This window comes from Pedobacter folensis, from assembly GCF_056490665.1.
Map to the genome: position 1 here is coordinate 1141388 of NZ_JBWJIF010000001.1, position 21461 is coordinate 1162848.

12 protein-coding genes and 1 riboswitch are annotated in these 21461 nt (G+C 40.0%); of the genes, 2 read left to right on the top strand and 10 right to left on the bottom strand.

What is annotated here, in order from left to right; translation table 11 throughout:
• Positions 1-77 precede the first annotated feature (77 nt).
• From AC04QZ_RS04595 to AC04QZ_RS04605, 3 genes are all read right to left on the bottom strand, one after another.
• A complete protein-coding gene (locus AC04QZ_RS04595; RefSeq protein ID WP_478356761.1) occupies positions 78-2009 on the bottom strand; it encodes a RagB/SusD family nutrient uptake outer membrane protein in 1932 nt (643 codons plus the stop codon).
• On the bottom strand, positions 2009-5260 hold the full coding sequence (locus AC04QZ_RS04600) for a SusC/RagA family TonB-linked outer membrane protein (RefSeq protein ID WP_478356762.1): 3252 nt from the start codon (positions 5258-5260) through the stop codon (positions 2009-2011). The genes AC04QZ_RS04595 and AC04QZ_RS04600 overlap by 1 nt, the downstream gene beginning before the upstream one ends.
• Positions 5261-5920: 660 nt before the next feature.
• Positions 5921-6943 carry a winged helix-turn-helix domain-containing protein gene (locus tag AC04QZ_RS04605; protein ID WP_086546590.1) on the bottom strand — a complete coding sequence of 341 codons (1023 nt, stop codon included), beginning with the start codon at positions 6941-6943 and terminating at the stop codon, positions 5921-5923.
• A gap of 341 nt (positions 6944-7284) precedes the next feature.
• Between AC04QZ_RS04605 and AC04QZ_RS04610 the strand changes: the two genes are divergently transcribed.
• Positions 7285-7485, top strand: coding sequence for a YtxH domain-containing protein (locus AC04QZ_RS04610; RefSeq protein WP_478356763.1), 201 nt, complete (start codon positions 7285-7287; stop codon positions 7483-7485).
• 117 nt (positions 7486-7602) lie between these two features.
• Here the strand turns inward: AC04QZ_RS04610 and AC04QZ_RS04615 are convergent, their stop codons facing one another.
• Both AC04QZ_RS04615 and AC04QZ_RS04620 read right to left on the bottom strand, forming a co-directional pair.
• Positions 7603-9039 carry a SusD/RagB family nutrient-binding outer membrane lipoprotein gene (locus AC04QZ_RS04615; protein WP_478356764.1) on the bottom strand — a complete coding sequence of 479 codons (1437 nt, stop codon included), beginning with the start codon at positions 9037-9039 and terminating at the stop codon, positions 7603-7605.
• Positions 9040-9050: 11 nt separating this feature from the next.
• On the bottom strand, positions 9051-12218 hold the full coding sequence (locus AC04QZ_RS04620; RefSeq protein ID WP_478356765.1) for a SusC/RagA family TonB-linked outer membrane protein: 3168 nt from the start codon (positions 12216-12218) through the stop codon (positions 9051-9053).
• Positions 12219-12543: 325 nt separating this feature from the next.
• A riboswitch (SAM riboswitch) is annotated at positions 12544-12650 on the bottom strand.
• A 136-nt stretch (positions 12651-12786) separates the two neighbouring features.
• On the opposite strand from AC04QZ_RS04620, the gene AC04QZ_RS04625 reads away from it, so the two are divergent.
• The gene (locus AC04QZ_RS04625; RefSeq protein ID WP_478356766.1) at positions 12787-14058 is read left to right on the top strand and encodes a peroxiredoxin family protein; all 1272 of its coding nucleotides are present in this window, start codon (positions 12787-12789) and stop codon (positions 14056-14058) included.
• Between the two features lie 552 nt (positions 14059-14610).
• On the opposite strand, the gene AC04QZ_RS04630 is transcribed toward AC04QZ_RS04625, so the two are convergent.
• The 5 genes from AC04QZ_RS04630 to AC04QZ_RS04650 form a co-directional block, all read right to left on the bottom strand.
• Positions 14611-16287, bottom strand: a complete 1677-nt coding sequence (locus tag AC04QZ_RS04630) for a trypsin-like peptidase domain-containing protein (protein WP_478356767.1) — start codon at positions 16285-16287, stop codon at positions 14611-14613.
• Positions 16284-16871: a TlpA family protein disulfide reductase gene (locus AC04QZ_RS04635; protein WP_478356768.1), complete on the bottom strand. Its 588-nt coding sequence runs from the start codon at positions 16869-16871 to the stop codon at positions 16284-16286. The genes AC04QZ_RS04630 and AC04QZ_RS04635 overlap by 4 nt, the downstream gene beginning before the upstream one ends.
• A gap of 67 nt (positions 16872-16938) precedes the next feature.
• Positions 16939-18807, bottom strand: a complete 1869-nt coding sequence (locus AC04QZ_RS04640) for a protein-disulfide reductase DsbD domain-containing protein (protein ID WP_478356769.1) — start codon at positions 18805-18807, stop codon at positions 16939-16941.
• Positions 18808-18828: 21 nt separating this feature from the next.
• A complete protein-coding gene (locus AC04QZ_RS04645) occupies positions 18829-19962 on the bottom strand; it encodes a redoxin domain-containing protein (protein ID WP_478356770.1) in 1134 nt (377 codons plus the stop codon).
• A gap of 70 nt (positions 19963-20032) precedes the next feature.
• On the bottom strand, positions 20033-21454 hold the full coding sequence (locus AC04QZ_RS04650) for a PKD-like family lipoprotein (protein ID WP_478356771.1): 1422 nt from the start codon (positions 21452-21454) through the stop codon (positions 20033-20035).
• Between the last annotated feature and the right edge of the window lie 7 nt (positions 21455-21461).

Below are 21461 nucleotides of genomic sequence, written 5' to 3' on the forward strand. Positions count from 1 at the left end.
TGAAGCGATGATGCAGGTAAATAAAAAATTATTCCTTAAACCAGACATCATGGTTTCATTTCTTTAAATATTTTAAACTACCAATAAGGATTTTGAACTAAGTTTGGATTTACCACCAGATCGTAGCTTTTTATTGGCCATAAATAATCTTTTAAACCAAATACCGGGATAAACTGTGTAGTTGGACGATAGTAATTCACTGCTTCTGCATTGTTTATACTCCAGCCTTGGATCGGATTATTTAAAACCGCCTGAAGTTCTTTCCATCTTCTTAAATCCCAGCCGCTCTGACCTTCAAAACAAAGCTCAATTCTTCTTTCCTGGTGGATAATCTGTCGCAACCCTTCTTTGGTATTAAATTTATTCGGATTTTTGGAAAAGTTTGTCCACGAGGCTTGTACTCCTTGTAAACCAGCTCTTTGCCTCACTTTATCTACATAGGTAAACACTTCTGCAGTAGGCCCATTCACCTCGTTTAATGCTTCTGCATATAGTAAATATAAACCTGCCAATCTGATCAAAGGCAAACGGAAGGCTGAAGGTTGAAAACCATCATCATAAACAGATGCATAACTAACCAGTTTTTTAGGCCAATAACCCGTAATATTTAACCTGATGTTATCACTTGGTGCCGCAAATCCGCTACCTCTTGCTGATACATAATACAAAGGATTAGCCGGGTCGTCCTGATTATTTCTTCCATTTCCAAACCAGATACCTCCGTCAAAAGCAATATCTGCGTAAAAACGGGTTTCGCGGGCGAAATGGCCTTTTATCGTTTCGTAACCCTGCTGAATGTAATATCTGCTGGCATTGTCGCCAGCTTTAATGGTATTCCTGCCGGCATAATCCCAGGTTTTATCTTCCGTAATCGGCACCCCGTTAACTGTATAAAAAAGTTCTTGGGTACTTATTGGAGCCGAAAAAGTAGAAGGATTGGAAAAATTATTGACCGCAGATTTTGCCGTGAGTCTTGGCGTTGCAAATCCTTGGTAATTAAATTCCGGGTTTGATGCCCAAATGATTTCCGGATTCAACTCCCACCTTTCTGCTACAGCATTCTGTACATCTAATTCTCTTTTTAACGAATCGGATAATTTGCCCACTGTTGATGGCGAATTGAAGGTATACAATTTAATTCCTTGTGCTTCGGCAGCAGTAATGGCAACTTTCGCCGCATCAGCCGCTTTCTTCCATTTCTGCGCATCGTAAGCTGCAGGGAAAAGGCTAACACCATCTTTATCTTTAAAACTCACATAATCAGGATTGCCGTTAAAAAGCGGACTTGCCGCTGTAGTTAATACATCAGCCTTTACCGAAAGTGCAATTACACTGGTTACCCTGCCCAACTCAGTTGCCTGACTTGTAATCACTGCAGGTAGATCAGGAATAGCCTCATCTAATAGTGAAATGATATAATCTACCGTTTCATTTACCGGAGCTCTTTTAATCCTTACCTCATCAGTGGTACTGTTTATGGCTAAATTATTTTTAATCAGTGGTATTGGACCATACATTTTAAATAACACATAATGATAGTAGGCCTTTAAAAATTTAGTTTCTGCTGTCCAGCGTTTCTTTTCCGCAGCACCTAAATCAATAGGCTTATCGATATTCTCGAGCATAATGTTACAGATCCTGATGGAGCGCCAGAGGCTATAACTTCCTTCTTCTCCATCCCAGGTGTTTAGTCCTGGTTTTGCAGCCGTTTGTGTTCCTCTCAATAAATTAAAGCCTGTTCGGTTAAAACCTTGAAAATTATCAAGTGTATTCGAGTAAATCAGTTCTGATGAAGTGGTAAAACTTGGATTTGAAGCCACATCGTTCATCCGTTGCAGATAGGCATAACACGAATACAGGTAGTTTTCGGCTTCATTTCTGTTTCTGAAGGCATAATCAAGCGTACCAATATCATCAGGCGTTACATCCAGATACTTTTTACAGGATACCATGCTGCAAAGCACTAGAACGATGCAACTGTATGTGAAATATTTTTTTATCGTTTTCATTATAAAGTTACGTTAAGACCAACATTGAATACCTTTTGTATTGGATAGGCAAAACCGTTTCCACCTTGCTCCGGATCCCACATTTTAAAGGGACTCCAGGTAAGCAGATTTAGCCCGTTGAAATAAATCCGGCAGGAATTCAGCTTTATTTTAGTAGAAATGCGCTGAGGCAGGGTATATCCAAATTCTACAGATTTCAAGCGCATTAAGCGGCCATTTCTCATCCACCAGGTGCTCGTTTGTGCATTATTTTCTAAATCGGCAGCATTAACAGCAAGCCTTGGATAAAGCGCATATAAATTCTGGTTTTCCGGCGACCAGTGATTATCTGCAAAATCTTTCAATAATTGAGTATTACCTAGAATATATTGCTGATTGCTCGGCACAAAAGGACTTACCCGGGTTGGGTCGATAAAGAAAGTCATCCTATCCTGTCCGGTAAAAAAGGCAGAAAGATCGAAACCTTTGTATGATGAACTGAAACCAAAACCATATACCACTTCAGGAGATTGAGGGAAACCAATATAAGCTTTATCAGCATCATCAATTCTACCATCGTTATTTAAATCGCGGTACTTAATATCGCCGGCCCGTGGTGCTTTACCATTTGCAGAGAAAATCTGTGTTGGCGAGTTTTGTACTTCTTTATCATCAACAAACAGGCGTTCGGCTATGTAACCAAAGTTTCTGCTAATGGGCTGTCCGGTGGTATAGCGGTAAGACTCTGCCCATTGCGGTTCTTCGTAATTAATGTATTTGTTTTTGGCGAAAGTTAAATTAGAGCGTACGGCGAAAGAAAATGCATTCACATTAAACTTATAATCTAACGATAAATCGATCCCTCTCGATCTGGCCTCACCCACATTGGCGCCTACACTGGCTTCTAAACCCAACGTGCTAGGCAGGTTGGCACGACCCATATAGATATCGTAGCGATAATTATTATATACTTCGGCAATTAAATTTAAGTTTTTGAAAAGCGTAGCTTCTAAGGCCAAATTGGTTTGTTGTGATGTTTCCCAGGTAACATCTTTATTTTCGTAATTATTGATGAATACCCCACTGCGGTTAGAAGCGCCATTAAACCCAAATTGGGCATAATTTCCGCCGCCGTTTAAATTCACTTCTGAGATATAGAAGAAACGTTGTGCACCAATGGCATCGTTACCCACAATACCATAACTACCTCTTAATTTTAAGCGGTTAACCACGTTGGCAATTCCACCGGTCCAAAATTTCTCGTTAGAGAGCACCCATCCGGCACCAATAGTTGGAAAGAAACCAAAACGATGGTCTTCTGAAAACCGTTCAGACCCATTATAACCAAAATTAGATTCTAAAAAATACCGGCTTTTATAAGAATAGGTTAAGCGTCCGGCTAAACCCAAATTCCGGTAAGGAAGCGAATTCTGCAGGGAACTGGCGTTACTGTAAACGGTTTGTTGTGCCGTACCAATTAAGGTTCCACTAACATTATGATTACCGAAAGATTTATCATAATTTAATGATGCCTGTGCATATAAAAAAGTATTGATATTGGTATTACCTGGATTATAAGATAGGTATTCTTGTGCAATGTTGGGTGCACCGCCGGTTACCGATGAATTAAGCCAGTTTAAAACATAGGTATTACTTTGCTTATCGTAAGAACCAATATTATAATAAAATGGAGAGTATGCCCTTTGCGAATCGAAATACGAATACCTGTTGGTACTAAAAATAGATTTAAAGGAAAGGCCTTCGGTAAAGAAATCTAACTTCTGATTGACTTCAAACTGTGCCGACATGCGCGATTCAGAAGAGTTTTTATGTCCGCGTAACATCGCAGCGTAAGGGTTGTTATCCAAAATACTGTTTACACCTGCTCCACCTCTATTTCCAAAAAGAATATGTTGCGCATTTTGGTTGGCGGCATCAGCCGGATAAAATGCCGGAAAGGAAACCGGACTGGTATGTACAGCGATATTATATAAATCGGTCGAAAAACCCCCATCTGTTGCCAGCGGCCCATTATATTCGCTAAAATTACCCGACAGGCGGACTACCATTTCGGTGGTTTTACTTAAATCGATATTAATATTAGAGCGTAATTGATAATTGCGGAATTTCACATTATTATCATTGTTATTCCGCTCATCCTCTTTAAGTATACCATTATCTAAATTGTAAGAACCTGCAATATAATAGCGGGCCACGCCACCACCGCCACTAATGCCAATATTGGCCCGTTGTGTACTGGTCCGTTTTTTAAATAACATGTCTAACCAATCTACGGCTGGATAAACGTATTCATTATAACCAGGACTTTTATTTATTGTAGCCTGTGTATTAATAATCTGGTTAGGTGTAAACATGGGGTCCATGCCTCTGCCAATTGATGCTTCGTTAAAAAGTTTCATGTAAGTAATCGGATCAGCAAGCTGCAGGCTCTTTACCGATTGAGAAGCAGAATTTTCTAACCGGAAGCTTATTTTGGCTTTGCCTTCTTTACCCGATTTGGTGCTCACTAAAATAACACCATTTGCACCTCTTGCACCATACAATGCCGTAGCACTTGCATCTTTCAAGATAGAAAAGCTTTCAATATCGTCAACTTGTAAACGCGCTAAATCTGAAGCACTCAGTTCTACGTTATCAATTAAAATAAGCGGATCTTGTTTATAACCAAAAGTAGTTACCCCACGAATAAAAAACTGCGAGTTATCCTGCCCGGGCTGTCCGCTACGCTGGTACCCGATTACACCTGCTATCTGGCCTGAAAGCGCATTGGTAAGATTACTTGATGGTATTTTAAGGTTGCCAACTTTTACCGTTGTTACCGAACCAACCAATGCTTCTTTACGTTGTTTCTGCCCTAAAGCGGTAATTACGACCTCTTCAGATAACATATTTTCTTCAGTTAATTTAATGTTCAGCACATTCGCTGCACCAACTGTGGCCCTTTGCTCCCTGTATCCCACATAAGAAAACCGAAGTATTTCTCCAGGTGTTACATCAAGTACAAACTTTCCGTTATTATCGGTCTGTGTACCCACATTAACCTTATTAACAACAGCTACCGTTACCCCGGGCAGCCCTACCCCAAGTGTATCTGTAACCTTACCCGTAATGGTTTTCTTTCCCGTTTGAGAAAAACCTTCAGCGGGCATAAAAATCAGGAAAAATACAAGAACCGAACCCGTCAATACCATTGCATTTCTTAACCTGTTGGACACCGATAAGTGCCCACAAAACAAAAATAATTGCTTCATTTGCTAATTAGCTTTTAATGAGTGAATTAAAACTATTTAAGATAGATGTAGATAGACGGCAGGTTAATGCCCTTTAAGATGTTGTAAATCTGCTGGTCGCCATGTAGCGATCATAAAAGACGGAAATTGCTTTCCATTAAAGTAATTTGTAAAATTTCTCATATCGTTTTGGTTATTTGGTTAATGAAAATGTAATCGGGATTGGGGTAAAATCTGCTCATTTACTTGTTTCACATTTTTATAAAGGGAAACTAAGCGCTGGAACGCAAGCAAATAGTCATTTTATCCTATCCTATCCTATCCTACTATTTTCGAATACAATTATAAACAAAAAATTTAATATTCCAACTTTCTAGAGATAAATCGTTTAAGAATAATGAACAGGATTAAAGGAATAAACCGGGGGCCTTGAAAAAGGCACCGCAGCGGTATATCAGGAACAAACCACTCGATTATAAACCTGACAGGAACATCAGCCTCCGATTTCTTCTATCGGAGCTAATTGGATGGCAGGACTGTATTGGCCAAGAATTACAGCACCTTCGTTTTCAAATAAAAGAATAGCTCTTGATGTAAATTTATACTGCCTCTAAATTTTGATAAGAAATTACACCAGCAAGAAGCATGAACGAGCTGAATTTGAAAATAATGAAGTTTGCGCTAAAGTGAATTCCTTCTGATCAGTTTATTTTCCATGATGTGTTTAATGGGTTTTAAGCTGAGTACAAATTCTGCAGCCAAACGGCCCATATGCGCAAAATCGATTGAAAATGTAGTGATTCCGTCAAATATGATCTCTTTAACATTATCATCATTATGCGAAAGAATACCTAAATCTTTGCCCACCTTTAAACCTTTTACCTTAGCATCTTTTAACATTTCCCAAAGCTCGAGGTTGTGGATGGTAAAATATACTTTGCCAGGCGCAATACTGCCAGATTCATAACTGTTTTTAATTACGCCATTAATCTTAAACGCTTTTACGAAACGTTTAAAGGAAACCAGCACTTCGTTAGGCTCTGCAGATGATGGTTTAAAAAAGAAAACAAACTCTGAAAATTCTTTTATCCGGGGTGCCAATTCCAGAAAAGCATTGTATGAAGCTTTCTCAAACTCCTGAACAATGTACGAATATTCACCTTTTAAGGCTACATACCGGTCTACAATGAGTAGTTTTTCTTTTGGTAACTGTTCTAATATTTCTTTGGCTTCGTTACTTTCTATCGGTGCAATAACATACAAACCATACTGGCCTTTATTGCTGTTGATGATCGATTCGAAAACACTTAAATTATTGTGATGGAAGTACACATCAACCTGAATATTTTCGCCTAAATGGTCGCGGAAGTTCTGGTAAAAAGTTTCCTGAAAAGTATCGAATGCATAAATTAATAAACAAACTTTAAGGTGTTGTTCAGTATCATCGGTCGCCACAAAATACCCTCTTCTGTTTTTCGATTCTAAAATCCCCCTGCTGATCAGTTCTTTATATGCTTTGCCAATTGTTTCTTTGGCAAAACCTGTTTCCCTCATCATTTCGTTAACCGAAGGCAGAATATCTCCCTTGGCAATCAGTTTATGGTTTAGGCCATTGATGATTCCCTGTACAAGTTGTTCGTGTTTCGATAAAGAATTTATGATGCTCAAATCCTTGATTTCATTGAACAGCTTTTCCTTATTCATGCAACTCCATTTAGTTTATAATCGATTTAGTTTAAGGTAATTTTGCTCGAAATATATAAATTTAATAGTGATAATCTGTAAAATTTTTATCGTAGCCCTAGCTATTTACCAATAAGAATCAAAAAAAATCATCGTTGCGAGCTACTGTAGGCTCCACAATGATTAGCTTAAAAAACATCTCATCAGGCTTAAAAAAATTACGCTAATTCCTTTTTTTAACCTGCAGAAATAAAAGTATCCCGATGAACAACAAGCATGTAAAATCCTGTAACAACCTCTATTAGAAATCGTCTAAAACTTTTAACGATCTCAAAATGTTTAACTAATAAAAAGAAAAGAACATGGGAATTTTAAAAACAGCAATTATTGGCGCCGCAGTTTATGCTGGCGTAAAATATATTACCAAGAAAGATCCGATCACCGGACAATCGATAGTAGATGAACTATTAGATAAAGCTCCGGAATGGGTAGATAAAGCAAAAGGATATACGGAAGACCTGAAAACCCGCGCAAGCCATGCTGCCGAAGATTTAACCAGATGAATACCTGGAAGAAATAAGGAGGCTCCACAACAGCGGTACCTCTTTCTTTAAGTAGTTAAAAAGCAAAAACGTCCCGATTTTACATCGGGACGTTTTTGTTGGTATCAAATGCTAAGGCTAAAAAGCATCAAACCAAAGTTTGGTGGTTAATAAATCCGCACCCTGACTGCTTACCGCATTTTTGTAATTCTGTCCGTTTAATGATTGCTCCGTACCAGGATATATGAAACGTACCGGAATTTGTCCGTTCAGTACGGTATTTACTGAAGCCGTTAACTGCGGATAATCTAACCTTCTTCTTTCCGCCCAGGCTTCTAAACCCTGACCAAACAAAGCGATCCACTTTTGCTCACCGATTGATTTTTTATAATTACCAGCATCATATTGTACGGAAGCCTGATTTAGATAATCATCAACCGCACTTCCACTTATGCTGTACTGATCAAAGGATGCCCTGATGGCTTGTTTATACAGGTCAGCTGCATTTTCTGTAGTAAAGCCTCTTGCAGCAGCTTCGGCCCTATCAAAAAGCAATTCGGCATAACTAAAAATCACAGCAGGTGCTTTTGGTGCTAAAAAATAAGTTCCTGGTCTTGAAGAATTTGCTAAACCTATTGCACTGGCTTCTGAATTTGTTGAGCCATTCGGGATACCTACATAGGTTTGAGGCGTGGCATTATCAGTTTTGCTTGCATAAACGGGTAACCTAGGATCATTTAATGCAAAAAGTTTATCTACGATGGTTTTGCTAATCCGGTAATCGTTCCGGGTTTCGAATGATGCAGCCACTGGATTTTGCTGTGGCGAATCACTGTAGAACAGTGTTGCATTCTCCGATTTGCTGTTAATATAAGTGCCACCTTCAGCCTGTACTTCATCAATTACCTGTTTGGCTTTAGCCGGCTCTTTATCCGCAATGCGTAAAGCGATGCGAAGGCGTAAAGAATTGGCAAACTTTTTCCATAAAGCAATATTTCCACTATAAATCACATCTCCACCTACAGCCTTTCCTGAAGCTGGATCTAAAGCGGCCTGGGCTGTCTTTAAATCGTTAAGAATACCATAATAAACATCCTTTTGTTTATCGTAAACCGGCGTCACAAACTGTTTGATTTTTCCAGCCTGTGTATATGGAATATCGCCATAAGCATCAGTAAGTAACAAAAATACCCACGATCTTAAGACCAATGCAACTCCCTTATAATTTGGATTGCCCTGTGCATCGCCCAATTCGATAATTTTATTAAAACCGGCGATACTTTGTGCATAGCCTGTAGACCATAAAGCCGTAAAACTACTGTTCGAAAAGATAAAACGATCTTCTTCTGTATATTGAACTTTAGCCCAATGTTGAGTAAAAAGCAGGCTCGAATTCATGTTATTGGCTACTCCCCAATAGGTATCCGCTGTAGTTTTAGTGGTTCCGGTCAGTAAATAATCAGGCTGTGGAATTTCTGGTGCATTCGGATTAATATTTACCTCATCCAGCTCTTTATTACAAGATGAAAATGCAATTGCCAAAATGGCCAGTATATATAATTTTTTATTTTTCATGATGGTAAGATTTAAAATTTAACATTCAGGTTGATACCGTAACTGCGTGTGCTTGGATTAGAAAGACTTTCTAAACCCTGACCATTACCAGTATTAAAAGCTACCTCCGGATCAATATCTACTGTATTGCGGTGGATAATCCAAAGGTTACGACCCACAAGTGATACCGAAACGCCTTGTAAACTTAACGGGCGGAGCCATTTTGCCGGCAGGTTATAACTTAATTTAACCTCGCGGAGTTTTACATAGGAAGCATCGAAAATATTGGCTTCATCTATATTTCTGAACGATTTATAATATTGTTGAGCAGGTAATACTTTTTCATTGCGTTTGCCATCGGCTGTTACGCCATCAAAAACAATCCCGTCGTCGTAAACTGTTACGCCTGCCGGAGCTGTTCCGTTTACCCTCACCGTTCCATTCTCTTTTTTGTTACCCGGATAATAATACGAGATTCCGCCATATTCTGCCGCTCTTCCTGGTAATGTAGAGGCCAATACACCTGTATAAGTACCGGTTGCATAAGTACCATTGTAAATAGAACCACCAAAACTTGCATCAACCAATACCCCTAAACTTATTCCTTTATAGCTGAATGTATTGTACACGCCACCAATCCAATCTGGTGTATATTTTCCTAATACTTGTTTGGTTGGGTTTATTGTTGGCGCACCTGTAGCGTTTACAATGATGTTTCCATTTCCATCTCTCAAAAATGCGGTACCAAATAACGATCCGTAAGGTTGCCCTACCGTAGCAATAACCTGCGCTGAGTTGGTAGCAACAACATAATTGGTCAATAATTTTTCTGCATCCAATTCAATTACCTTACTTCTGTTTGCAGCAAAGTTTACATCAATGTCCCATGTAAAAGCCTTCTTAACCGGTGTAATTCCCAACTGTGCTTCTATGCCTTTGTTGTTAATTTTTCCCGCGTTAAGCAGTTTTGAACTAAATCCGGTACTTTGACTTACATCTACCGCCAAAATCTGGTTGTAACTATTGGTATTGTATGCGCTTAAATCGAATCTCAATCGCTTATTAAAGAAAACAGCTTCAACACCAAGTTCTGTTGAGGTCGTGGTTTCTGGCTTAAGATTAGGATTAAGGTCGATACTACCAGTAGTCAGCTGAGGATTTGCCGTAAATGGCGCACTAAACACATAAGTATTAATTAAACGGTACGGATCTGCATCTTTACCTACTTTAGACCAGCCTCCACGTATTTTTAAGTAGTTAAGGGCTTCGCTTTTAATATCAAAAGCCTCGGTTGCAACAAAACTTCCGTTAAATGACGGATAAAAATAAGACCTGTTCTGTGCCGGCAAGGTTGAAGACCAATCGTTACGGGCCGTGATGTTGGCAAAAAGGTAATTTCTGAAGCCAATCTGCCCTGATGCATAAACACTATAAGATTTTAGCTTTGAAAGATTATTTGATGAAACCAATGGATCGCGGGAGTTTTTAAGGGTATAAAGTCCTGCAATGGCCAGTTTTGGTGCACTTTGATCATTCTGTTCAATATATTGCCTGCGAATGTTACCTCCTCCCAGCAATTCGAGACTAAAATCGTCATTTAACTGTTTGTTAAAATTTAAGGTCGCATCGGTATTGTTCTCATTCACGGTGAAAGCACTTTCCGTGTACGAGCCAAAAGGCGTGCCGTTCGTACCATAAGCAATCCTCACTTTACGCCTATCATTGTAATAATCTGTTCCGGTTCTGAAATTGAAATCAAGTCCGTCAATAATTTTATAATTCAGTGCAACACTTCCAATAATACGGTTACGGTTTTGCGATACGGTATTCTCGTAAGCTACCCAATATGGATTGCTGTAATAGCTGTTGTTCCAGTTAAACGTTTTTCCATTTTCATCCAAATAATTTTTCAATTGGTTAATATCAACCTGACGACCAAACCAGGTAAACTGCAACATGGTACTGGTTGATCTTGAACCACCCGTTCCAGGTAAGTTATCAGAGTTAAGTCTGCTGTAGTTTGCGTTCGCTGTTAAACTTAATTTAGGGGTTATTTTTAAGGTAGTATTCAGCACAAATGAATTTTTGCCCTGTCCGGAGTTAGGCACAATACCCACCTGTTTTAAGTTGTTGTATGATATCCGATAGTCGTACTTTTCACCTGCATCTGCAACCGATACGCCATTGTTTAATGAATATCCGGTTTGAAAGAAGTCGCGCACATTATCAGGGTGTGCTACAAATGGAACCGCCACTCCTTTCGAATAAAATTGTGGAATTAATCTGCCATCCAATTTTGGTCCCCAGCTTTCGTCTACTCCATCATTAAGGCCTTTACCTGCACCATCTACATAACTGAACTGACCTTCTGAACCCTGACCAAAGGCATTTTGATAAACGGGAAGGGTGAGTAACGTTTCTAAAACGGCATTTGAATTGACCTCAATTCCCAATCCTTTTTTCGATTTACCGGTTTTGGTTTTAATGAGGATAACCCCTGCTGCAGCCCTCGAACCATATAGTGCCGCGGCATTTGGTCCTTTTAACACACTTATTGATTCTATATCTTCGGGATTGATATCCGAAATGGTATTTGCATAATCTCTTGCCCCAGCCGAATTTAACTGAGAATTGTCTACCGGAATTCCGTCAACCACAAATAAAGGCTGGTTATTTCCGGCAATAGAGGTTTCACCTCTGATGACTACCCGTGATGAACCCATACTCCCCTGGCTATTGGTTACCCTTACACCGGCTATTTTTCCGGCGAGTGCATTTACCAGGTTGGATTCTTTAGCTTCAGCCAAATCCTGTCCTTTCAATTCCTGAACCGCATAACCGAGCGATTTCTTCTGTCTTGAAATACCCAGGGCCGTAACCACTACTTCATCCAGCGCATTATCGCTCGACTGGAGAATGACTGAAATCGGGCCGGCATTTTTATTGATCTGTATTTCCTGGCTCTTAAAACCGATGTAAGAAAACAACAGGGTACCTTTATCTGGTGCATTGATAGAGAAAGCGCCCTTTGCATCAGAAATCGTGGCTTGTTTAGTTTCTTTTATTAAAACGGAAACACCAGGGAGTGTTTCACCATCTGCCGACTTTACCGTTCCGGTAACCTTCGCATCCTGAGCGGAAAGCTTTTGCGCGATGAGGAGCAGCAAGATAAACGCTATTGATTTTAAATTTTTAAACATATTGTGTAGTTAATAATTAGTTAAAAGGGATAATAATTTTGGGCAAAACCATTTCACCACGACTAAAACGTGTTTGTTTTTAAAGCAAATAAGGATTGGTTAGTCTAAAAAAGCCTGTTAAAACGGAGCAATTTTAACAGACTCCACGCATTCGGAAGCCTGCGTTAGGGTTTACATCAATGGATTTCAGCTCGTCTGTCTTTTTCATTTGAATGATTTTATTTAATGCATAATTTAATCTCAAGAACGCATTCAGGGCAAAAAAAAAGCACCCCTTAAATCAGAAGTGCTCCATATAATTCTTATAAGGATAACGCAAACAACTGACTTAACTACCCCAGATTCATCCGGGATGGAATTAGCACCATTTCTAAAAATTAGATGGTTGCTAAGGCTTCACAGGGCCATTCCCTCCGCCTTTCTTGATAAGTATTTTAAAATAACTGGGGCAAAGGTATAATTAATTCCATTTATCCTATAGTTTTTATAGATTTTTATTCAAATATTTTTTCTTTGGCAATTACATCCCTATATTTGTCGACTAATTTAGTCGATTAAACACATCCCAATGAAACTCAAATCCCTATTAACAGCCCTATTGGCCATATCAACCACCTTTACCTATGCACAGGAACATACTACATTAGCAAATAACCAGGCGAAAAAACTTCAGGAGAAAAAACAAAAAACTTTTGTTGCCCTTGGTAGCTGGCGCGGGATAGCTAAAGTAAAGGAAGGATTAGAAATCCCTTTCAACTTCGAGATCAGTGAAAAAAGCGGACAGCAGAAATTATATTTTCGTAATGCCGAAGAGCGTTTTGAGGGTGGTCTGATTAAACAAACATCCGATTCACTTTTCGTTAAACTGGACCAGTTTGATAACGAACTCGCCTTTGCCATAGACGGCGACCAGTTAACCGGTACATTAAGGAAACAGGATAATACAGGTAAAGCTTTGGTGATTGTTGCCGAGCGAAAAAATTACCGTTTCAAAACGACAGCTAAACCTGCAACAGCAGATTATTCCGGCAGTTATGATGTGGTTTTTAAATCTCCCAATGGCAAAGCGGAAAAAACAGTAGGTTTATTTAAACAGACGGGAAACAAACTAACAGGTACTTTTTTACGGGTGACCGGCGATTCGCGTTACCTGGAAGGTGTTGTAGAAGGAAATGAATTTCAACTTTCGAGCTTCATTGGCTCCTCTCCTGCCTATTACAAAGGAACTTTCCAGGCAGATGGTTCGTTAACAGGCGAAATTTTAGGTGCAAGGGGAAGTCAGCCTTTTACCGGAACCAAAAACAAAGATGCAGCCCTACCCGATCCTTACAAACTTACTTATCTGAAAAAAGGATACAAAACACTTGATTTTAGCTTTCCTGATGTAAACGGTAAAAAGATTTCGTTAAAGGATGAGAAATACAAAAACAAGGTGGTGATTTTAACCATCACCGGAAGCTGGTGCCCTAATTGTGTTGATGAAGCTACTTTTATTGCGCCCTGGTATAAAGAAAATAAGAAACGCGGTGTCGAAATTATAGCTTTGCATTACGAACGCTCAACAGAACCTGAATATGCAAAAAAGGTGATGACGCGTTTCCGCGAACGTTTTGGCATTGATTACGACCAGGTTATTGCAGGCACTGCCGATAAACAGGTGGTATCTGAATCGTTGCCTGCACTCGATTCTTTTTTATCGTTCCCAACCACGATAATTATTGATAAACAAGGCAATGTAGCACAAATCCATACTGGTTTTAATGGTCCGGCAACCGGTAAATTTTATGATGAATTTGTGAAAGAATTTAATACAGAGATTGATACCTTGCTGAAGAAATAAGCATTTCTTATCGGTTGGTGTCTCACCAACCGAAATAACGCGTTGGTCGGTAAGACACCGACCATTAGCATAAAAAACTTTAATAGTAGCGCAGGCAAGTTGCTCCAAATAAATAATAATGCATCATGCATCTTTTTTGTAAAGCAGGAGCAGTGCTTTTCGGTTTGGGCAGCCCTTCTTTCCGCTTCTATCTTTTTGTGAATGAATTACATAAACAATTAGTCTTGCACAAAAAGGATAGCCGCTTCAATAAGGTTTATTGAACAAAGGCCTGTTCATTTAACACAAATATGCCCTGAAGAAAGATTTTTGCCCTGATTTTTTGCAATGACCAGCGTAACTAGCCCTGGGCGTAGCGTCATCCCCGAAGCGCAGCGGAGGGATACAGCGAAGCACGGGAAAAAACTTTAATAGTAGCACAAGCAAGCCGCTCCAAATAATAATGCATTATGTATCGTTTTTGTAAAGCAGGTTTAGGCAGTCCTTATCGGTCGGTGAGACACCGACAAACAGAATTTCCGTGATTGCTGTGTTTCCGTGGCGAAAACCAATCTACTGAACAGTCTTTAAAACAAAACTGATAATGCTTTTCTTTGGAACCACCACCGTAGTCGTCCGGCTAAACCTGGCGATATTGATCCCATAAAAATTACCTTGCCAATCGAAAACAGGAGAACCGCAGGCATTGGGTTTAATGGCTGCATCGTGCGTAAAAACAGCATTAAAACCATCCCTCCTCGCTGATTTACCGCCTTCAAATTTCTCAGCTGGATGGTTAGAAACCGATTGCCCCCGTCCGTCCAGTTTAAAAGTTTTCTTCATTTTCCCGACAGGATTTGTCCATTCAAACGTCACCTCATCATCTGCCCAATATTTTAGCAGTTCAGGGGCAAATTCACTTGCCTTTTTCATAGGCTTCCCATTCATGCTGATCAGCTCATCGCCAACTTTTAGCCCTGCTTTTTCTGCCGGACTACCCGCTTTAATTAAAGAAAACTGAACAGGGCTGGAATTGTACACCACCATTGCGCCCAAATAAGGCTGGCTGTTAATTTTGGGTAAATTAAATAGTGAACTGCCTAAAACACTGTGCATCACTTTGCCACCCGGTTCAACAGTATATAAAAACCTTCCCATTTCTATTTTAAGGGAGTCAGATGAATTAAGATCCAAATCGATTCCGCCGGTAAGTTTCTGATCAACCTGAAATAAAACAAGATCGTTTTCCTGATCTCTGGCCATTAATTGGAGTGGAACAGCTGATCCATTGTTATCCAGTCGGGCATTTTCGCCTACCATGGTATGCTTACTCAGCAGAAACTGTTTTTTAGTGCCGTCCGGCATTTTAACATTCAATAAGGTGGCAATTATCTCTTGATTTTTACCTTTTAGGCTACTTTTAATGAAAAAGCAACTGTTTTTAAAGCCTGGTATATCAAAATCAGGATGTAATGCTTTTTGTTTGCTTTCTTTTTGAAGGACTCTTAAAAGCGGATCTGTTTTAACTTCATCCACCTTTTCGGGAAAAGCCGTATAAAGTGTTTCGCTGTTCAAAGCTGTCCAATACCGGCGGTAAAGGTCAACAGGAATTTCGAAGTTCATTTCTTCAGAAACATCAATGGCACTATGCAAGCCAATAACACGGCCATAATAATCAAACAGCGGACCTCCAGAATCGCCCGGTTCCATTTTGCAGGTGGAGCGGATAAAACCGTATTCATTTTTCACTTCGGCGACAGTTCCCAATCTTAAAGTTGGCAGGGTCTGGTTTAGGCTTTCGGGATAAGAAATACTGATACAAGGTTCATTTTTAAGCAAACTTGCTGAATAACCCATCTCGGCAAATGGCCAGGTGCCTTTATCGGTGATTTTCATCAGGCCCACATCGGGAATGCCGGGGGTATCTTTATTCTCTATTTTACCTAAAGCCAGGGCAATACATTCGCGCCCGTCAGGAAAAAAAACCTTATAATTTTTACCTGGTAAAATGGTGTGTGCTGCAGTTAAGATGTAGCCATCGGCACTCACCACTACCCCGCTAAACTGAGCACTGGTTCTTTGGTTCTGTTGCACATCGAAACCCCACATCCGTACACTCGCTGGGTACGCTTTTTTAACCGCTTCGGCAATGGTTTTCTGGAATTTGACAAGCTGTTTTTTCTGGGCCACAGCATTAAGGCTGAGTAGCAATCCTACCGTTATCGCAATTCCCTTAATATAGTTATTCATGATGATTTATGATTTTTTGCCAGCGTAATCCGTTCAGAAATTTCCTGGAGTGCATCGGCATCGGTTCCGGTGAACCCGGTGAGTTTAAATACAATATTCCCTGCTTGATCGATAATAAATTTGGCAGGAATGGCACTAACGCCATAATCTTCAACCGCAGCATTATGCCCGGCGCCATCTTTCAGATCCATCAGCACCTGAAAATTAAAACCCGATTGTGCGATGTACTTTTTTACGTCTTCAAGTGGTGTTTTAGTGGTTTCCCAGGTGTGGATAAATAAAAACTTTACAGCAGGATCATTTTTATAGGCATTAACGGCCAGCTGCATAGCCGGAAAAGATTTTTTGCAGGGCACGCACCAGGTAGACCAGAAATCGAGTACAATTACTTTCCCTTTTAGATTCTTTAGGGATACCACATTTCCGTCGAGGTCTTTTAAGGTAAAATTGGGTGCAGGCACGGTTATCATTTCTGCCAAAAGCTTGTTATGAAGCGAATCGGCTCTGTTAGCAGATTGTGCCCACAGTGAAGTACAGGTTACACAAAGCAAAGCCAAAAGACAAAGCCTGAAAAAAGGTTTCATATTTTAAATTAAGGGGTTTAAAAAACAGCAAGGCCATTTTACCGGCCATGCTGAGCGCATAGGTAGACTAGATAAGTATCTCCAATATCTTTTCTTTTGGTGGATAACATTTGGTTTCATCACAGACCTGATAGTACAGACCGCATTTAATTTTAGTGCCGGCTTTTGCCTTACTATAATCGACCATTATCCGAAAGTTTGCCTTTCCTTCAAAAATAAACATGCCATCGTTACCCGGATATGGTACTGCTGCTGTTGTTTTCCATTCCTGATCAGCAACTGCACCTTCAGGAAGTTCGAGTCGGGTTTCGGTAACCACAAATGGATTATCTTTAGCAACATAAGCATAAATATGCCAGCCTTTTAAAATTTTAGCCTCGATAAGCAGGCTGTCTTTTTTATCACCATTACCTGGAATAAATCGTGCAGAAACAGCTACCGGATCGGCCGTGGTAGGTTCTCCGCTTACAATGGCTTTTGGCAATTGATAACTTTGCTGCTGACCAACAGGAACATTTTTTCCATAGGTATTCACCATGAATTTAAAACCACCGGATTCGGTGTAAAATAAATGATTTCGGTTTTGGTTAAGCCAGTTTCTCCAATCAGCCGCTTTATTAAACTTTTCAGTGGTGTAACGTTCGAGCAATCGTTGCGCCATGGCGACCTCTTTATTGGCTTCCAATAAACTGATGCATTTATCTAAAAGGGCTACTTTACGGTTCGAAATACCTAATTTTTGTGCATCGCGGTCTAATTGGAGCGTATACACACCAGAAGGATAGAAATACTCATAATTTTGACGGTAATACTTGTGATATAAACTGATGTTGGTACCATAAATGGCAAATAAACTATCACCGGCATAACCTTTCACATAATCTTCAAAAGATTGGGTATCGTTGGTTACCGGCATTTTCAAAAACATTTCGTTGCCATGGCCAATATCTTCGCCCCTTGCTTTTTTATCTTTTAATTCCTGCTGCATTTTCAGCATGCGAAGATTACCTTCGCGCCGCGAAGCAATAGCCTGATTATAAAGCTCTTTGCTTAAGCGGTAAATCAGTTCATCTATACCGCTACGGGTTTCGATCTGTACTTTTTTAACAATCGTCGAAAGGTGATCGAACTTTTTGATGTAACAAATGGCATTTACAAAAACATCTTTGGCTTCATCCGTCATATAATCCGGAGATCCTGCAAAACCCCACATCAGGTAATTTCCCTGACGACCTAAGGCCACTGCTTCGGCATTTTTAAGACAAACGCCACCTGAAATCGATTCAGCATCAGGCGAATCGTTAAATCCCTCACCATGCGAAACCATGCCGATTAAATAAGGCTCTTTAGAAGAAAAACCCTGCTTTACTACCTGCCACATATCCATCTGCTTTGGTGTTGTTGCTGCTTGATGGCCGTTAAAAAAAGAACCTGGTGTCGGTTTTTTTATCAGGGTTAGTTTTACGGCATTTGGGGTATTAAAAATCGGGTGACTGGTTTTGATATTCAGAGCCTCATCATCCAGACACTGACAATACCAATCGAATTTCAGGCCTAAAGGCAAACCAACGTTGGGTGCCATGGCATGCATTAAAACCATCGGCCGGCTAAAGTTTGCGGGTATGTTAACCGGGCCGGCGTCCATGAGGGTTACATCCACCTCATCAGACATTTCAACCTGATAATCAGCCACATCAACCACCTTAACTTCAGTAAAACGTTGTTCCAGAAAGGCTTTAAAATCCGCCATTCTGGTTTTGTATATTTTTTCGAGGATGTTTGGTGTAGTGGAATAATACACTACATTTTTCGGCATGGGTTTATCAGGATTATACCCAACATATAAAACCTTTAAGGCAATCTTCTCCTGGTATTTCGCACGCCCAAAGGTGAGCAGCGAAACCAGCATCAGGCAGGCCGTTAGCATCTTTTTCATGAATCTATTTTTTATCAGTGGTTAATTGAATATTTCAGCCAGTTTCTTATTCAAAGGTTCGCCACGTAAGCCATTGCCGATAATTTTGCCCTGTGCATCAACCAGAAAACTTGCGGGTACCGCACGTACGCCATACAAACGCCCCACTTCATTGTTCCAGCCTTTTAAATCAGATACATGAATCCAGTCTAAACCGTCTTTTTCAATCGCTTCTAACCAGCGTTCTTTTACATTATCCAATGAAACCGATATAATTTCGAAGCCCTTATCTTTGTAGGTCTGGTATTGTTTTACCAGGTTGGGATTTTCTGCCCTGCATGGGCCACACCAGCTTGCCCAAAACTCAACCAGCACCACCTTACCCTTTAAACTGGCCAGCGAGACCGGTTTACCGACTACATTATTCTGCGTAAAAAGCGGAGCAACATTTCCGACAGCAGTAATGCCACTTGCCGCAATACGCTGGGCCAGTTCTTTTCCCATATCTGTTTCGCGGTATGCTTTGTTCAAAGCGTTAAAAAGTGGCTGAACTTTGGCTACATCTACCTTACTTCCGGCAGCTTCTGAGAGCGCCACCAAAGCGAAATAAGATGCAGGGTGTTCTTTGGCAAATTGGAATTGTTTGTCTGTTCTGTTCTGGATATTTTTTCTGTACCGCAGATCTACAGCTTTCATGTAAGCCGTATCTTTTTTCTGCTCGGCTGTACCACTGTTAAAATCAATATTAACCGCTTTGGTAAGGGCCATAATGGTACCACCGATGGCTTTGTTATAAGCATCATATTCCTGATAAACTTTCGAGCCGCTAAAAACAGCATTTTCTAAAGAATCTTTTGAAGTGATGCTAACCTGCTCTTTACCAAAATAAAAGTAAATCACATCTCCGGTATACACCGCCCTACCTTTACCTCCGCCGGTATGATCGAGTGCCATTCGGGCATAAGCATTGCCAGAAATATGTCCGGAAAATTTAAAAGTTCCGTTAACAAGGGCTACAGAATCTTCATGACTTACGCCATTGTCCATATAATCGATATAAGCCATTGCCGGTGCACCTAGCGTACCTATTTTACCTGTTAAACTAAAATTTGAGGTTTGTGCCCAGGTTAAAACCGGGAACAGCAAAGCCAATACTGCTAATTTTATGATTTTCATTTGTATGTTTCTTTATGGGTTAAATGAGTTCCATGCTTAAGATTTTTGACATCCTAAACATGGAACAGGATTATTTTCTGATGGCGATATCAACCGGAGATCCTGGTATTCCTTCGATCTTTTTAATGAATACGCCATTCATTCCGGTACTGATATTGAGAAATGAAACGGTTTCTTCTGTTCCGACCATTAGCGTTTCTTCATCATCGGAAAGTTTTAGCATCGAAATTGTTTTTCCATTAAAGCTCGTGGCCAATTCTCTTAATTCTTCATTTACAGGGTTGTACCGGTAAACCTTATTGCCGTTGGCAATATAAATTACGCCGTTTTTAGCACCACTCCATTTTGTATTTTCATTAATTAATTCCTGGCGTATAAAAAGACGTTTGTGTTGAGGTGTAAAGGTAAATGGCCCGTTAAACTGCACGTTGAACTTTAATTCATAAATCTTTCCATCTGCTCCTTTACAATAGGCAAAACAATCTGCATTATTGAGTTGCTCCAAATGAACAAGATCCATACCTACATTTACAGGGTCGAAAGCACTTGTTGTGGTTACTGCGTATTGGGTGCCAAAATAAACAGGCGCTCCATAAAGATTAATCCGGACAAATTGCCTTCTGTTTTTGTCGAAGCCAATAAAATAAGTTGCCGATTGCGTAAAACTCATCACAAAAGACGGTGCCAGTTCATAATCACCATCAGCAGGTAAACCAAACATTCCATAAGTAGCTGCCTGATCCCAGGTGCTCGTTGTTCCACCGTAAAATTTACCATTCACAATCCCCATCATCACGCCCTGAGGATGTGAGATCAGTGAACCCACTTCAAGATTGTCTGGCGTCGTAAAGAAGTTATTTTTAAGTGTATTTGGATATTTTGGATCTTCCTGCATGGTATTTGGTTCCAGCCTGATTCCGCCATTTTTGGTGATAATCCAATAACCCAATAAGGTGCCACCCGTAAATGTATTCCTCAGCAGAAATAAATTCGTGGGGTTCGCAGGTAAATCTTTCCCCTGCATGGCCCTGTATAAACGGGCCTGTACGCTACCATCTGGTTTTACAAATGAAAACTGTGTAATTCCATCTTCAACACTTAATACCGTTGTACCACTGGCAAATTCGGTTCCGCCGTCTACATAAAAATTATGGAAATATTTCATTCCGTTCGCTTTGTTGAAAACGGTAAGACGGGCAGCATATCTTTTAGCCTGCAAACCAAATATGATCCTTAAGGCCGGGCCGGTGTAAAGAACATCGTTACCCTCCATTACACTGATTTTCCATTGAAGTTCTACATTCGCAGCATCGGCACCTTCTATTTTTGGTTTGATGATTAAACTATCACCTACACTCGCGGTATAAACAGAATCCAGATTAACCAGTTTAGGCTCAACAGGCATATCAATATCATAATTGCCTAAGTCTTTATGGCATGCGGCTAAAGAAACCACACCCATTATTAGCAAGATTAATTTTTTAATGTTCATTTTTCTA

Excerpts from the sequence above, each read along its gene's own strand:
- AC04QZ_RS04595 (WP_478356761.1), bottom strand. The coding sequence starts at position 2,009 with ATGAAAACGATAAAAAAATATTTCACATACAGTTGCATCGTTCTAGTG.
- AC04QZ_RS04600 (WP_478356762.1), bottom strand. The coding sequence starts at position 5,260 with ATGAAGCAATTATTTTTGTTTTGTGGGCACTTATCGGTGTCCAACAGG.
- AC04QZ_RS04605 (WP_086546590.1), bottom strand. The coding sequence starts at position 6,943 with ATGAATAAGGAAAAGCTGTTCAATGAAATCAAGGATTTGAGCATCATA.
- AC04QZ_RS04610 (WP_478356763.1), top strand. The coding sequence starts at position 7,285 with ATGGGAATTTTAAAAACAGCAATTATTGGCGCCGCAGTTTATGCTGGC.
- AC04QZ_RS04615 (WP_478356764.1), bottom strand. The coding sequence starts at position 9,039 with ATGAAAAATAAAAAATTATATATACTGGCCATTTTGGCAATTGCATTT.
- AC04QZ_RS04620 (WP_478356765.1), bottom strand. The coding sequence starts at position 12,218 with ATGTTTAAAAATTTAAAATCAATAGCGTTTATCTTGCTGCTCCTCATC.
- AC04QZ_RS04625 (WP_478356766.1), top strand. The coding sequence starts at position 12,787 with ATGAAACTCAAATCCCTATTAACAGCCCTATTGGCCATATCAACCACC.
- AC04QZ_RS04630 (WP_478356767.1), bottom strand. The coding sequence starts at position 16,287 with ATGAATAACTATATTAAGGGAATTGCGATAACGGTAGGATTGCTACTC.
- AC04QZ_RS04635 (WP_478356768.1), bottom strand. The coding sequence starts at position 16,871 with ATGAAACCTTTTTTCAGGCTTTGTCTTTTGGCTTTGCTTTGTGTAACC.
- AC04QZ_RS04640 (WP_478356769.1), bottom strand. The coding sequence starts at position 18,807 with ATGAAAAAGATGCTAACGGCCTGCCTGATGCTGGTTTCGCTGCTCACC.
- AC04QZ_RS04645 (WP_478356770.1), bottom strand. The coding sequence starts at position 19,962 with ATGAAAATCATAAAATTAGCAGTATTGGCTTTGCTGTTCCCGGTTTTA.
- AC04QZ_RS04650 (WP_478356771.1), bottom strand. The coding sequence starts at position 21,454 with ATGAACATTAAAAAATTAATCTTGCTAATAATGGGTGTGGTTTCTTTA.